Below are 14,640 nucleotides of genomic sequence, written 5' to 3' on the forward strand. Positions count from 1 at the left end.
TGCACTCCTTTTGCTTTTAATCAATAATCATCCAGGCTATACAGTTTTAATGCGTTTGGTGCATATAATTTCAAATGATCTTTGAGTTGATTGACCATTTGGAAATCATAATGGCGGTTCTTGTTCTGATTCGTCAGGTCGATTATTGCGTTATATTGTTTTTTTGTAATCATCTCAAGAATTGCTGGTGAGTCTAATAACTGTTCATATTTGATTAAGCAAATTCTATCGCCCAGTGATAAATAGCGCTCACAAAATAAATCAAAGATCCGCACCTGTTTGATCAATAAGGGTTCCTCGGATTTGGAAATCGATTTAATTTCGGGCCAAAAAAGTTCAGCACCAGGCAACCTTCCTTTGCTAATAGGGAAGTTTACTTTTTGCCATGATAAAATGGTTGGGATAGGATGCCTGACGACCGCAATAATGGAGAAAAAATCATCTTCTGCTAACGCTGGCAATATACTGCTGTATTGAGCATTTTGTTTCATTCCCAGTAAAAAATCGTGATCCTTGGCTTCAAGGATAAATTTATTCGAATGTTTATTCTTAACTGCCTTGCCATCGTCTGTATATTGAATGTAATTGGTTACAGCATTCCCGCTTTCTGAACGGCGATCTTCAATAGGCTTTTTGTTGATAATGTTTTCTCGTGTTTTAATAAAGTCTTTTTTTAATCGCTTCACAAGTTTGGAAATATTTTCTGTTTTTTTGAAAATCTGTCCTTGCCATGGAGGTTCGCTTAAACAAATTGTATTTTCCAAACTATCAATGAGAGCCGTTGTTAAAGTAGTGCCACTCCTTGGTATTCCCGTCACAATCAAGTTATTGGTCTTGATTTCATTACAGCCGTTAACCTTATTCATTAGCATGGCCGGTGAAGAGAAAGGTTGTTCTGTTAACTCTTGTCGAAGGCGAGTGTTGAATTTTTGCACCATTTCCAATGATTTAGGATCATGGCTCATTTCGGATAAAAACCCATTGGAGTCGAATAGTTTGTGATAGTGAATGATATAGGGGTAAGAATGTCTGCGGGTATATTGATTAGTGGGAAGTAGATGGAAGTTTAATTCCGTAGGCAACTCTTCAAATGGTATTTGTTTTGAAAAATAGGCAAGCGTCAGAGCCACTTGTTCACAGAAAAAGAACTTGCCGCGAAGAAGGGATTTATTTATATACAAATCAAACACATAATCTTTCCAGACTGGTAAAAAGCTTTTCAGTATATTCTTAGGAAAAATCAGTACACCGGCATTACAGTACCAGATTGTAGGAACACCAGTAATGGTTGTTACAAATTCTTGATTCGGTAATTCCAAGTTATAATGCTCAAAAAGTCCTTTGAAGGTTTCGTGGGAAATATTCCCTTTTCCTGCCATAGTAGCTTGAAATTTATCTCCTTTGATATATTTAAACGGGTCTTCCACCAAGACAGTATCGCAGTCCATGAGTATTATAGTGTCATAAAATTCGGACTCCGCAAGTTCCAGGAACCTGAACTTGTTAGAAGGTGGATGTATGTCGCTAAAACGCTGGACCACTCGCACGAAGGCTCCCCATCTTTGAAGTTCCTTAACAAACCATGGGTCTGCTTCATCAACTACACACACAAAGATATTTGATCCTGCCATTTCCCCGCCGAACCAACGGATAGATTTAACTAAATTTAATGCTTGACGCTGATATTTAGGATTATTTTCCGCTACACATCCAATAAGAAGTCTGCCAGCTTCCGTTGTTTTCCCTTGATTCATTAATGTTTTTTTTATTGTTTCATTTGTGTCATTCAATCCATTTTTTAGCGCAAAATAATTATCCTCCCATTTATTGAGAGAAAATTCGAGATCATCACATATTTTTACGATAGATGCAGGTGTTTGCTTGTTGCAATACATTCCCATTGTTTCATTGGTTATCTCGTTTTGATCGACTACATTTGGATTTTCGTAAAGCGGTGTACCTAGAATTATGAATCCGGAAGGGCTTAAAAGGCGTTTGATTTTCTTCCACAGTGCATCCATTTCAAATGTTGGAATATGTTCTATAACATGATTCATTAATATGATGTCAAAGACATCACCTTCGTCTAATTCAACTGCCTCTTTTGTTTCTAATTTTATTTTAGGGCCGCTGTATCTACTCGCAATTTCAAAAGCCGCACTGCTAAAATCAATCCCGTGGTAGAAGTTCACTCTATTTTCTATAAAAAGAGAAATTAATTCACCTCTGCCAAATCCAATTTCTAAAACATTCTTACCTTCAAAGCTTCCGACTACCGACTCCATGAATTTGAATATCCCGGTGAAGCGCTGTTGAATCCTGTGTTCCTTAAACTCGAGGAATCCCGATAACCCGTACGGAGATTGTGACAAGGAATCCATTCCGCCCAGGAAATAATTGATATCGTATTTATCTTTCAGATGACCCACGCATTCACTCCCCTTTCATTGCAGCTGTTTATAAAAATTATCCTCACAACTTAACCTACAAGCATCCTATGCGATATGATTCAGTTTGAACCGGGTTAGTAGACTATTTGTTCTGGAGCTTAAAACATAACTTGTCCCCAAAAATAAATAGCGAAACTGGAATGCGCGATTTTTATAAGCTCAAATTTTTGATAAATGGCTTTAAATCATGCTTTAAATCTTCCCGCTGCAAGGCGAATTCTATTATTGTTTTCAAGTATCCTATTTTTTCACCGATATCATAGTTTTTCCCGGAATAAAGCTGAGCCCAGACATCCTCATGATGAAGTAAGGCTGAAAGTGCATCAGTTAGTTGAATTTCATTTCCTATCCCTGGTTTTTGAACTTCTAATAAATCAAATATTTTTGGAGTCAGAATATACCTTCCAAATATAGCTAGATTCGAAGGCGCATCTTCCTTATTTGGTTTCTCCACCAAGTTTTTAATCTTATACATGTCGCCTTGTTTATTCTCTATATCAACAATTCCATAACGGTGTACATCCGCAGTATCCACCCTCGTTACACCGATTATTGAACTCCGATACTTAGAATATGAACCCATCATTTCCTGTAAACAAGATTTATTGCTTTCAACAAGAATATCACCTAACAAAACAGCAAAAGGTTCATTTCCGATGAATTTTCTTGCACACCAAATTGCATGTCCTAAGCCCTTAGGTTCACTCTGGCGAATATAATGGATGTGGGCCATCTGTGAAATATTCATTATTTGGTTCAATTCATCTTGTTTTCCTTTATTTTTTAGGGTCTGCTCCAATAAAAATGAGGAATCAAAATGATCTTCAATCGCTTTTTTATCCTTTCCGGTAACTATAATAATATCCTCAATACCGGCATCTGTTGCCTCCTCTATGATGTATTGTATTGTCGGTTTATCAATGATCGGCAGCATTTCTTTAGGCAACGCCTTTGTTGCGGGTAAAAGCCTCGTACCTAATCCTGCTGCCGGAATAACAGCTTTTTTTACCTTCAAACTTTTTCCGCCTTTCTGTTCAAATAGTAAGGAGTTTTTACATCTTTTAGAGTCGAAGGAATGTTAAAATTGTCTATTCAAAGGGGTAATCCGTTTTAGTGCTTTTAGTCCATTGCTCATATAAACTAGAATCAATCTTTTTCACTTTGCGTAAAAACGCAGATAGTAAACCCAGCTTTTTTAAACCCTTAAATATTGCATTTGGTTTCTTACGAATCTTAGTTCGTGAGTTTACATGATCAATTACCTTAAGCTCCTCATCCTCAGTTAGCATAATATGGCGAAGCTGTGCATCTACCCGAGTGAATCCTAAGCGCTCTAGTTCATTTAGTACAAATATAATTTGTTTGGTAATATGTTTTGTGATACAGCCTTTTGATTTTAGATAATCTTCTAGATTGGGCCCATTAAAATATTCCATAATGATATAATCTTTTCCAAATTCAAACACTCTGGGACCAATACGAGAATCCTGCAATATGCTTAAAGATTTAGCCTCTTTCAAAGCATCCTCATCCCTGGCGAACTTTTTTGCGCATTTGTCTTCAGACAATTGAAATACTGCTCCCTGAAGACCTTTTCCAATTAGTTCATATGGAGACGGATTATCAACCACTTCTACCTGTTTTCCTTTTGTTCCCGAAATTATTATTGATTCCAGTTCTTTCATTGTTAACCGCCCTATACATATTTTTAAATGCATTTACCTCTTGGAAAATAAATAATCCCTTTCGAAGGCATACTAAAATTACCATAGTCAAGCAAAACGATCTCACCAGATTTAGATAACGCCATATTTCCCCTTTTTAAATCTTTGGCTTCAATTCCCCCATTCTGTAAATTTTCTATCATTTTATTAATCTTCGTGTCGAAAGGTTCACCTTCCGGTACACAATTCATCATTTTTTTCATGATGATCCAGCCTTCCCCTTTTTCAATGATCGGGCAGAAATAATGACGTATTGGGGGAGGACAATATTTGAATAACAGATGTTCGTATAGATTATTTTCAATGCCTAATACGGAAATGGCAATCTTTATAACAAATTGATCATTCAGCTCATATACTATGCGATTGCAGCCTTTTCCAATAATTTTATAATTTAACTTCATGCACTTCTTAGCCATTTTTATTCTCTGTTTTTTTTGGAATTGAGCGATGTTTTCTATGCTTGATATCCAATGTGTAATAGCAGCTAATTCTGAATCTGACAGGATTGAACTTTTATTCAACTTATGGAAACACTCCCTTCTTATCAAATATCAAACATCCTAAAGGTATTTTATTGTTGGAATGCTGGTTTTGTTCTAGAACAATTATCTAATTCTGTGTGATGTGAGATATTAAAATATACATGCCGCTCCCTTTATATTGTTAAATTGCCATATGGAGCCATTAGGAGTCATATGGCTATTCAACCAGGGATTTCATGTCATGGAATATAGATTCAAATGCTACTCTTTTTGATGAGTTTGCCATGTCATAGACTGCTCTAATTCTATTTTTTTTGTCGACCAGATACATAGTTGTACTATGGGCAATGAACCCATCTTCGTTTTTGGTATAGTTCATTTGAAACATGTCGGCCGCTGTTTTCGTTTCTTGTAATGAGCCTCTTAACCATATCCATCCAGACGGATCTGCCTTAAACGCGGCCGCATAATTTCTGATCGTTTCTGCATCATCTACTTCAGGATCTATGCTAATTGAAATAAGTTGAATTTCTGACCCGAATAAGTCGTGTTTCTTTATTTCCTCTTGTACAGTTTTCAGATCATTCATTGTAGATGGACATACATCCGGGCAGTTCGTATAGAAGAAAGTTACTAATCTTATTTTTCCTTCTTTAAATCTATAGCTTTGTTGATCATGAACATTTGACATCTCAAAAGGGGCGATTGTTTTTAATACTGGCAGAGTATCTTTTTCCGGTAAAACCTGTATTAATAACAAACTGAACAATATCAGGAAAGCAAAAAAAATGAATGTACTTCTCACATGCTTCCTCTCCTCTCATGAAAGACCAGGAACGTATTTGGAAACCAGTGTAATTCCGCTGATTAATATAATCGAAACAAATAAAATCCGCATTACTTTTTGTGGTATTTTCGTGGATAACTTGCTGCCGATGATGGCTCCAGGTACGGATCCGCAGAGAAGGTTACCCGTTAAGGGAAAATCTATATGGCCCATGCCAGCCATCAGCAGGCCGGAGACAAAAACAAGTAAAAAGGCATGAGTTATGTCTGTTCCTACCAATTCAGAGGACCTTATGTTATAGAAATACAGGATTAATAAGGCAAAGAGGCTTCCTGAACCAATGGAGGTTACTCCAACAATGGCGCCGATCAGTATGCCAGCTGCAATCGTAAAAACTCGTTTTTCCGATAAAGGCTTCAATTTAAATGGATTCGTAGGATTAGGTACAAGGATAAACTGAAAAAGCGAAATCAGTGAAACAATAGTCAGTACAAACCCCAATACCAATACAATAACGTCTTCATCATATCGTTTGGACAGCAAGGAATAAAAAACTATATTAGCTGTTATCGCAGCTGGCAGGCTGCCGAATGCAAGATATTTTACAAGCTGGAAATTTACAGTCCTTTGCCTTATATGCTGAATCGAGCTGAATAGTTTTGTTACCGTGTTATAAGCAAAATCCGTGCCAATAGCGATGGCCGGGTTAATTCCCCATAAAACTAATATTGGAGTAAGCAGCGATGCTCCTCCTACCCCTGTCATCCCGACCAAACAGCCTACTCCAAAACCCATTACCATGATTTCTATGTCCATTCACACACCTCGCCGAAGCGTGACTTAAGCCCTCCAGTAAAGAAGGCACTGTATAATATATGCGTTGAATGGATGGAGGGGATTACAAATTTTTAGCTTTTACCTCCCAGACATTTACTGGTTTCCGTTGGTTGAACTGTACTCTGAATCGGCTGAATCAGCCTTGATCTGTTTAAGCATTTAATCATTTAGCGGCTCTGCAGAATTTCGGTATTGTCCATCCATTAGGTTCTTTTTGAAACGAAAAAAATTGTACTCTTAGTGAAACTTGTCCCTTTCACCCTTTTTTTTCTGACATAAGATGTACTATCTTACATTGAAAGGGGTGCAAATTTTGGGCCATAAAAGAAAACGAAATTGCCAGTTACATGATTACAGGGAGTGTTGCGTGCATCGTGAGGTTGGCAGTTGTTTCTGTATTAGCAGCAGATTCAATCCTTTAGATTGCTATTGCCATAGCCATTTGAGGTGTTTAGGTCAATCCCATTGTTTTACTTGCTGCAGCAGTTTCAATCGTTTTGGCCATTTTCACGATTTTAGTCTTTAATGGAAGCAGGAAATCAATGTATATCATCCGCTGTCCCAGATATTTGTTCTCGTACATGCTGCCGGCATAACCTCGAAAAAAAACAGGAAGATTTTATGAATATAGGAGGTATTGAAATATGTGTCATACCTTTAGGCTGACAATTTCTCTACCTGCTTTAACAGATGTGAACAACAAAGTATGGTTCAAAAGAATTATAAAAATAGAAGCCCGTTTTCTGGTGGTTTTGGATCCGGGCCTGCTTGAATCAGAGTCACTTACGTAACATCCACTACCCCTCAGCATTCCTGTAATTGTAGCAATTTTTTGAGTAGTTCTTTTCAACAAAAAAGCTAACTTTAATAATCGGCAATCCATTCATTGTTGTTCTTCCTGTCAACCTGGTTCATTTTGTATCATTGGAGCCGAAAAGCCAATAAACAGGCTATCCCCGCTAAAAATAACTCCATGAACCTACGAAAGACTTCCAAATTCGTAATAAAGATGAAGAATAGCATTTTGAGCAAGATGTAAACGAATCGAGCGCCAATATGAATAAAGTGAAAACACGGTAGTTTTACCGAGCAAAGGACGATCAAAGCGGCGGAAATAAATTCGTTATCATTAGTAATGGAGGGAAAACTATGACACATTTCCATGAGACGCACTGTGACAGGTGCCATAAACCTTTTCATCATGATCATCATCACCAATGCCATGAAGGCTTTGGATTCGATAAACACGGTCATCGAGATGACCACTTCGGAAATCACTTCGGCCATCACTCTATCTGCGGGGACCATTTTCAGCTCCGATTAGGGGGACTGCAAACAGGACTTGCCTTTCGCCTTCGCCAATTGATTGGCCATGAGGTGAAAATGAAAACCGAATGCGGCAGTGAATGTGAAGAATTCCATGCGGTCATCTGTTATGTCGGATCTGACTATGTGGAAGTCCAATTATTGAAAGATATTGAAACTGAAGTCAATAATGAGGAACAAAGCGATATCGAACAATTGAATGAGGAACAAAGCGACATCGAACAATCGAATGAGGAACAAAGCGACATCGAACAATTGGATGAGGAACAAAGCGACATAGAACAATCGAATGAGGAACAAAGCGACATCGAACAATCGAATGAGGAACAAAGCGACATCGAACAATTAAACAAACAAAATAACAATCAGAAAAAGAAAAGAAAACGCACTAATAAATTTCGTATCATTCCAACTGAATATGTAAATATGGTAGAAGTTAAAGAAAATAAGAAAAATAAGAAAAATAAGAAATGTAAGAAATATAAGAAGGGTAAGAAAAAATGCTCTTCATAATATAGAAGCAAAAGCTTAGAGCGACCTGTATCCGCTTTGAGCTTTTTTTCGGCCATTTCTAAAAAAACTCCTATATAAAAGAAAACGACTGTCAAAAGCTTACAGTCGTTCAAATATAACATTTACTGATCCTTTGTCGTAATGAACACAATGTCAGTAAGTGGAATGTTTTGCAAACTTTCATTGATTTCAACTAACAAAGAATCCTCCATTACCTTTTGCAGCCTGGCAGCAATTTCTTGCTCCGCTGTAAAAATCGATATTTTCTTATCAATAAGGAAAGCCTGGAGATAAATCCTAAGAGTTAATCCGAAAAATATGTGGATCAGATGCGGGGATTGTGACACAACTTGACCAAAATTAAGTGCAATTGCCCTTCTCAAACAAGGCTCTATGTCTGTTAAATGAGGCTTTTCTTCCGGTACTGCAAATCGATTTTGCAAGTTTATTGAACAGACTTGTAAATGCGGGATGAGAATTTGTTTTCCTTTTCTTCGCAAAATGGAGAAATTTCGTCCTGATAAATGAACCCTTCCTTGCACATTGCGATTTTGAGTTTCTCCGAAATCCAATCCAACGCTGACATTCTGTCCTATTAGACCATTGAAGGATTCTCTCCTGGCTTCTTCCCTTCTAAGTTCATTTCTACGTTCTTCAGACAGGCCCAGGTCAAGTAGCAATTCATTTGCGGCATTTATCCGTGCCTCCAGTTCTTCTGTTTCGTCAGGTGGAAGACAGCTTGTCGCAGAGGGATATTTAAGAGTTTCCAGCTTGTCCGGGCAGCAATCCTCAGGTATACAAAATTCGTCCGCCGCATAGGCCGGAACGCTTTCAGTACAGCAAAATTCACGAGTTGGCTTTTTGTTTTTCAATTTAACACCTCCTTTTGATTATTAGGATTGTCCGTCCATCATAGTAATCACCGTGGGCATGGAATATCACGCTCCCCCTTATCAATAAAGAGTTCGTTTGATTTGGTGGCAGAACCTTACAATGTATACATTATTTTATGTGACAGGCAATTCATTATTTGTACAAGTGCCGTCAATCAATGAAAAAAGGCGCAGTTAAACCAATAAGCCTTCATTTTACACTACAATTTTCAAGAAATAGATTGGCACCCCTCAAATTAATAGTCAAATACTAGTGCCACTGCACTTACTTGAGAATATGATGACAACATAACTTCTATAAAGGAGGAGTGTTGTTTTATGAACAAAAACGAAATTACGGATATCAGGGAAAATGAAGATGATCTTTACAGGCAATTAAGTGAACTGATTGGCAGTTCCGTATTGGTAGTGACTGAATCCGCTCAGCTGAATTTGCTGGGCCAAACATTCCGTCCTATTTTTTGCGGACCGATAGTAGAAGTAGAACCCGGCCATCTAACAATTTATCCGGCAAATATTAAGATGATTAACGCTCCATTTTTTAGATTTCCTACTCCCCTTTCAATTCCTTTTGAAAAGATTGCACAATTTACTCCTGATTTTGACTGTGAGGCAAGAATACCGCTGATATAATTTTTTTCGAGGAGGTTTTGTAATGAGCAGCAAGAGAAAGCAGCCCATGGTTGATACAAATAAAATACATGATATGGCATTAGTGGAACACTTTACGGATGGAATCGGACAAAAAGCATTCATTTTGATGCCATCATTTCCTTTTTTGTTCATTGGCAGAATTGTCGGTCTTATGGATGACCATGTGGAGTTGGAAGTGGAAACGACGCATTTTTCGCAATTGGAAAATCGCAACTGGTTTATCCATATTCATAATATAGAAATATTTTATATTGAGCGTCCTGGAGAACCGCAAATTCCGGAATTAAGGGACTTGACATAATAGTGCCGGGGGGAAAGGAATGTTAAGGAGATTTCATGTTGTTGCTATTCCAGTTCGGATTGTTGTTAACAATTTCGGAGACCACAATCCGGATGGACGAATGTATGTTTTGAAAGAAAATGAACAGAAGGTCAAGGATCTCATTAGGAAAAATCCTTTTACACCTGTTGAGCTTGTTCAGCCCCTGACCATTCGGGCAAACGAAGGGGATATCGTGGAAATCCTTTTTGAAAATCAGCTGCCATTTGCAGCTGGCATGCATTTTCAGGAAGCGGATTATGATGTTAAAATTTCAGATGGAGCTAATGTCGGTCTTAATCCGAGCTCTCTTGCAGAATGCGGTGAACAGCTTCTTTACCAGATCAGTGCCACAAGGGAAGGAATTTTCTTTTTTACGGACCTGGGGAATGTCTCAAGTACCGAAGAAGGTTCCAGCATTCAGGGTTTATTTGGAGCCCTGCTGGTAGAAAGGCGTGGCTCATTCTGGACAGACCCTGTTACCGGAGGACCTTTGAATAGCGGTTTGTATGCAGATATACACCACCCTTTTCTTCCATCGTTCAGGGAATTCGCATGGTTTTTCCATGATGAAATGGAAGTAGACGATTTAACTGGCAATAGGCCGCTCAATGCACAAACGAACCAGGAGGCAGAATCCTTCCACGGAGTAAACTATAGATATGAACCGCTGAGTAACCGAAAGAGGCTGCTTGAAGAAGGCGTTGTATGCCCTGAGTGCGACGGGGAAGAAGTCCATCATGATTCCTGGGTTTTTGGAGACCCTCCCACACCCATTCTTCGAGGTTACAGAAATGATCCTGCCGTCATCCGGCTTATCCATGGTGCATCTAAAGAGACACATGTTTTCCATTACCATGCCCATCAATGGCTTGAGGATCCGAACAATGTCTCTTCTGAAATAATCGACGCACAGTCAATCAGCCCGCAGTCCCATTATAATGTGATTCCGTTGTATGGGTTCGGAAGCCTTTCCGGAACCATCGGTGATGTAATTATCCACTGCCACCTGTACCCGCATTTTGAAGCGGGGATGTGGGGAATCAACCGGATATTCGATACCCTTCAGGATGGCAGCCAGTGCTATCCTAATGGAGTTCCTATTGCAGCGCTTCAGCCGTTGCCGGATCGGCCTGCACCTCCACGGCCTACAAAGGAACGGCCCGGGTTCCCTAATTTTATCCCTGGAAAGGTTGGCTGCAAAGCCCCTAGACCGCCGCTGAGCATTGTTGGCGGCAGGGATATGACAGAACTTGAAAGAAATGCGGCAGTGCCAAACGCAAGGCCCGGCGCTGTTTTTACGGATCCCTGCCTCGGTAACCCTGTTGTTGTTGAGTTTGACGCCTCCGTTATCGAAATGCCGCTCATATATAATAAACAGGGCTGGAATGATCCCAAAGGAAGGCTCTATGTGCTTGATAAAGATTTAGATGATGTATTGTCAGGAAGGAAAGAACCAGAACCGCTCGTCCTTCATGTCCCTGCAGGTTCCTGTATCAGAATGAATTTCACGAACAGGTGTCCGCATGTACTTGATGGGGATGCCTATCAGCTCGTTACAAGAACATATGAACAAGGGTTCCATATTCACTTTGTGAAATTTGATGTCCTTGTCACGGATGGAGCAAATGTCGGCTGGAACTATGACAGCAGCGTGCTTCCTGGTGAAACAATCAGGTATGAATGGTATGCAGACACGGAGCTAAAGGCATTCTTCCTGCACGACCATCTATTTGCTGTGTCGCACCAGCAGCACGGGATTTTTGGAACCACGGTCATTCAGCCCCGTTTTTCAAAATTTTTGGACTCAAAAACTGGGCAAGAAACAGACAGGGGTTCCCAGATTACAGTTCAAAATCCGCTCATACCTGATTACCGTGACTTTGCTTTATTCGTCCATGACTTTGCTTTCCTATTCGATAAGGATGGCTGTCCACTTCAGCCAGCGGATTTTCCAGGTTCACAGGATGACCCGGGGCTGTTCGCTGTCAATTATAAAAATGAACCGTTACAATTCCGATTGGGGGCAGACTGTGATCCGGCATATTCCTTCAGTTCATATGTTAATGGAGATCCCATAACCCCTATTTTGCGGGCTTACGAGGGAGATCCGATCCGCATCCGCCTTCTTCAGGGGGCGCAGGAGGAATCCCACAGTTTTAACCTGCACGGACTGAAATGGCAGATTGAACGGGGAGATAATGATTCAGCCCTTACAGCGACGCAGCATATCGGCATATCGGAATCCTTCACTCTTGAAATGTATGTTCCTCTCTCTGGAGATTATCTCTGGGCCTTTGAAGATGAAGAGGATGTCTGGAATGGAACCTGGGGCCTGATCAGGGCATTTGACCAGAAGGTTGAAGACCTTATCCCGCTTTCTGACAGGCCGGAACCGCCGCCAAGAACCAGTCCCCTTCCTGTTCCGACTGGTAAACCACCTGCATTGGCGAACCCGCAAGACTCATTGCCGCCTGAAGCAGACCCGAATGCTCCTGTACGCAGGTATAGTGTCGTTGCGTTCCAAACACCCATTATATACAACTCATATGGTGACCATGACCCGTATGGCATTGTATTTGCACTTCAGGAAGATGTGGATGACATACTTTGTGGCAGAAAGAATCCCGAGCCGCTTGTCCTAAGGGGGAATGCAGGAGACCTGGTAGAGGTAACATTGACAAGCCAGCTGAAATTTGAACTTTTTCCGTTCCAGGATGGCATCCATCCCTACCCTCCGGTCAAACAGCAGGCGTTTTATCCCCCCTCGCTTCGAATATCCCTGCATCCGACACTGCTTGATTATGATGTGAAGACCTCCAGCGGAGATACAGTAGGATTCAATCCAGATCAAACTGTGGGTCCTGGAGAGAGCATTACCTATAGATGGTATGTCGATGGTGCATTCGGTGCTTGTTCTATGTGGGATGTCGCAGATTTACGTAACCATAGGTCGTTCGGTGCGTTTGGCGCATTTATTATGGAACCAAGATTTATGTCATATCTGGATCCAACTACTCTGCAGCCTGTAAAAGCGGGGGCAAATGTAATTCTGAGCCACCCGCTTTTTGGGAAATCCAGAGAATTTGTCCTCATCATGCATGACGGTGTCCGCCTGGTAGACAAAAATGGGCAGCTGATTGTCGATCCGATTGCCGGTATTATTCCTGAACCTGACGCCGCGGACCGTAAAGATCTCGAAGTGGACACATATGATTATGGTTCAAGGGGCTTCAATTACCGTACAGAGAGATTGATAAACCGGTTCAGGGAACATCCGGTCCTGGCTGATCTTTTCAGCTCAAAGAAGTTCGGTGACCCGGCAACTCCAGTATTCGAGGCGTACCCGGGGGAAGCAGTGACCATTCGTTTGGCTATGCCATCTGAACGCCGCAGGACCCACACCTTCCACCTTCACGGACATTATTGGAAATTCGATCCGAGGGATATCGATTCAAGGGTCCAATCCTTTGTCGGGCACCTGATTGCCGGAGATGATGAAGACCTGCTCCTTATTGGTGGAGCGGGTGGCATATTTAATTTTCCAGGTGACTATATGTATCGAGCTGGAAATATACGCTGGGATATTGAACAAGGTATGTGGGGTATCCTGCGTGTCCATAGCACCTTACAGCCTCACTTGCCTAAACTAAATGACTGATAACAATTTACAGTAAAAAGACAGCGCCTATCGGCAGCTGTCTTTTTCATTTGCGCTTACTCCAAATCCTGGAGGCTAATTGGAACCATCGGATGTTGCGTATAGACGTGATCCTGTCGATTGGCACAACATGCTTTTTATTGAAGAAAGATAACGTCAACTTCCCTTGGTTCGAGCTTTGTATTTTACCCAAAATTTCACTTTGGCCAATCTTGGCCTCAACCCATGCTCCCTTCCAGGAATCTAAATTTGTAAGGAGCGTTTCTTCAAAGAATTGCTGAATCAAAATATCCCTTTTTGCAACTGTCTCGCCAAAATTAGTGAGCAGCTTCTTCCTTAAATCATTGTCGTATAAAAAATGCTGATGCGTATTGGAATAAGTAGGCATACCCGTAGGTATATTTGCTGAGACTATGGCTGAATATGGAATCCAGATCCTATCCTTTAAATTTGTAAGCATGACAAAATCACGACCGATCGCACTAACCTTCCCAAGTGTTCGGATTGATTCTTCGCCATTTTTCGAGAAAACCTCTACCTGTTGATTCCGTTTGGACTTGAAGAATTTTCTCAGAACCAATGGTTTTTTTCTGTCAGGCTGTGCATTGGTTATACTTCTGGTGTTAGCCTGTTCCATATACTCCATAAAAAGGCGCAGTTCCTCAGTGGACATAGCACTGTGTGGCGAAGTCAGCCCTCTGCCTTCCTTTATATTCATCTCGTTTATGATGTCTTCCTTCTTCTCCTCCTGTTTCCGTCTCTCCCATAAAAGCTTGGTGTATTCATCCAGCCGTATTTGCTTTGTCATTCATCGTCCTCCTGTCAGATAATAGGGAATGTAAATCACTGCTAAAGGAATGCTCAATTTATTTGATCCTTGCGTTATTTTATGAAACTTGTTTTCATGTGTTTTACTCTCTCTAAAAGATTTCGTTAAATAGGCGGTATTGTTCGATTTTTTAGTTTCCAATGCTCCCATCTTATCGGCAGT

Annotated in this window: 14 protein-coding genes; 5 read left to right on the forward strand and 9 right to left on the reverse strand. The window is 40.4% G+C overall.

Going from position 1 to position 14,640, the window contains the following annotated elements; all coding sequences use genetic code 11:
- Positions 1-20: 20 nt before the first annotated feature.
- The 7 genes from V1500_RS12275 to V1500_RS12305 all read right to left on the reverse strand — a co-directional run bounded on the left by V1500_RS12275 (position 21) and on the right by V1500_RS12305 (position 6,866).
- A complete protein-coding gene (locus tag V1500_RS12275; protein ID WP_409305792.1) occupies positions 21-2,285 on the reverse strand; it encodes a class I SAM-dependent methyltransferase in 2,265 nt (754 codons plus the stop codon).
- Between the two features lie 316 nt (positions 2,286-2,601).
- Entirely contained in the window at positions 2,602-3,465 is an 864-nt protein-coding gene (gene galU, locus V1500_RS12280; protein ID WP_409305793.1) for a UTP--glucose-1-phosphate uridylyltransferase GalU, read from the reverse strand.
- Between the two features lie 73 nt (positions 3,466-3,538).
- Positions 3,539-4,135, reverse strand: coding sequence for a kinase (locus V1500_RS12285; protein WP_409305794.1), 597 nt, complete (start codon positions 4,133-4,135; stop codon positions 3,539-3,541).
- 23 nt (positions 4,136-4,158) lie between these two features.
- Complete coding sequence (locus V1500_RS12290; RefSeq protein WP_409305795.1) at positions 4,159-4,698, reverse strand: hypothetical protein; 540 nt, start codon at positions 4,696-4,698, stop codon at positions 4,159-4,161.
- A gap of 178 nt (positions 4,699-4,876) precedes the next feature.
- A complete protein-coding gene (locus tag V1500_RS12295) occupies positions 4,877-5,464 on the reverse strand; it encodes an SCO family protein (protein WP_409305796.1) in 588 nt (195 codons plus the stop codon).
- A 15-nt stretch (positions 5,465-5,479) separates the two neighbouring features.
- A complete protein-coding gene (locus V1500_RS12300; protein WP_409305797.1) occupies positions 5,480-6,262 on the reverse strand; it encodes a sulfite exporter TauE/SafE family protein in 783 nt (260 codons plus the stop codon).
- 472 nt (positions 6,263-6,734) lie between these two features.
- Positions 6,735-6,866 (reverse strand): hypothetical protein, encoded by a 132-nt coding sequence (locus V1500_RS12305; protein ID WP_409305798.1) that lies wholly within the window; start codon positions 6,864-6,866, stop codon positions 6,735-6,737.
- Between the two features lie 61 nt (positions 6,867-6,927).
- Here V1500_RS12305 and V1500_RS12310 point away from each other — a divergent pair, with 61 nt between their 5' ends.
- Both V1500_RS12310 and V1500_RS12315 read left to right on the forward strand, forming a co-directional pair.
- Positions 6,928-7,074, forward strand: coding sequence for a hypothetical protein (locus V1500_RS12310; RefSeq protein WP_409305799.1), 147 nt, complete (start codon positions 6,928-6,930; stop codon positions 7,072-7,074).
- Between the two features lie 358 nt (positions 7,075-7,432).
- A complete protein-coding gene (locus V1500_RS12315) occupies positions 7,433-8,122 on the forward strand; it encodes a hypothetical protein (protein ID WP_409305800.1) in 690 nt (229 codons plus the stop codon).
- Between the two features lie 122 nt (positions 8,123-8,244).
- Here the strand turns inward: V1500_RS12315 and V1500_RS12320 are convergent, their stop codons facing one another.
- The gene (locus V1500_RS12320) at positions 8,245-8,994 is read right to left on the reverse strand and encodes a hypothetical protein (RefSeq protein ID WP_409305801.1); all 750 of its coding nucleotides are present in this window, start codon (positions 8,992-8,994) and stop codon (positions 8,245-8,247) included.
- 339 nt (positions 8,995-9,333) lie between these two features.
- On the opposite strand from V1500_RS12320, the gene V1500_RS12325 reads away from it, so the two are divergent.
- From V1500_RS12325 to V1500_RS12335, 3 genes are read left to right on the forward strand one after another with little or no spacing between them, the layout of a single operon-like run.
- Positions 9,334-9,648: a hypothetical protein gene (locus tag V1500_RS12325; RefSeq protein ID WP_409305802.1), complete on the forward strand. Its 315-nt coding sequence runs from the start codon at positions 9,334-9,336 to the stop codon at positions 9,646-9,648.
- Between the two features lie 22 nt (positions 9,649-9,670).
- Positions 9,671-9,970 (forward strand): hypothetical protein, encoded by a 300-nt coding sequence (locus V1500_RS12330; protein WP_409305803.1) that lies wholly within the window; start codon positions 9,671-9,673, stop codon positions 9,968-9,970.
- Positions 9,971-9,989: 19 nt separating this feature from the next.
- Positions 9,990-13,649 (forward strand): copper oxidase, encoded by a 3,660-nt coding sequence (locus V1500_RS12335; RefSeq protein ID WP_409305804.1) that lies wholly within the window; start codon positions 9,990-9,992, stop codon positions 13,647-13,649.
- Positions 13,650-13,695: 46 nt separating this feature from the next.
- Here the strand turns inward: V1500_RS12335 and V1500_RS12340 are convergent, their stop codons facing one another.
- A complete protein-coding gene (locus V1500_RS12340) occupies positions 13,696-14,457 on the reverse strand; it encodes a hypothetical protein (RefSeq protein ID WP_409305805.1) in 762 nt (253 codons plus the stop codon).
- Between the last annotated feature and the right edge of the window lie 183 nt (positions 14,458-14,640).

Source organism: Peribacillus sedimenti, from assembly GCF_046237635.1.
GTDB lineage: Bacteria > Bacillota > Bacilli > Bacillales > DSM-1321 > Peribacillus > Peribacillus sedimenti.

Bases quoted from the DNA above. Each gene is read 5' to 3' on its own strand.
- V1500_RS12275 (WP_409305792.1), bottom strand. From the start codon at position 2,285: ATGGAGTCGGTAGTCGGAAGCTTTGAAGGTAAGAATGTTTTAGAAATT.
- V1500_RS12285 (WP_409305794.1), bottom strand. From the start codon at position 4,135: ATGAAAGAACTGGAATCAATAATAATTTCGGGAACAAAAGGAAAACAG.
- V1500_RS12300 (WP_409305797.1), bottom strand. From the start codon at position 6,262: ATGGACATAGAAATCATGGTAATGGGTTTTGGAGTAGGCTGTTTGGTC.
- V1500_RS12305 (WP_409305798.1), bottom strand. From the start codon at position 6,866: ATGTACGAGAACAAATATCTGGGACAGCGGATGATATACATTGATTTC.
- V1500_RS12310 (WP_409305799.1), top strand. From the start codon at position 6,928: ATGTGTCATACCTTTAGGCTGACAATTTCTCTACCTGCTTTAACAGAT.
- V1500_RS12315 (WP_409305800.1), top strand. From the start codon at position 7,433: ATGACACATTTCCATGAGACGCACTGTGACAGGTGCCATAAACCTTTT.
- V1500_RS12325 (WP_409305802.1), top strand. From the start codon at position 9,334: ATGAACAAAAACGAAATTACGGATATCAGGGAAAATGAAGATGATCTT.
- V1500_RS12330 (WP_409305803.1), top strand. From the start codon at position 9,671: ATGAGCAGCAAGAGAAAGCAGCCCATGGTTGATACAAATAAAATACAT.
- V1500_RS12335 (WP_409305804.1), top strand. From the start codon at position 9,990: ATGTTAAGGAGATTTCATGTTGTTGCTATTCCAGTTCGGATTGTTGTT.
- V1500_RS12340 (WP_409305805.1), bottom strand. From the start codon at position 14,457: ATGACAAAGCAAATACGGCTGGATGAATACACCAAGCTTTTATGGGAG.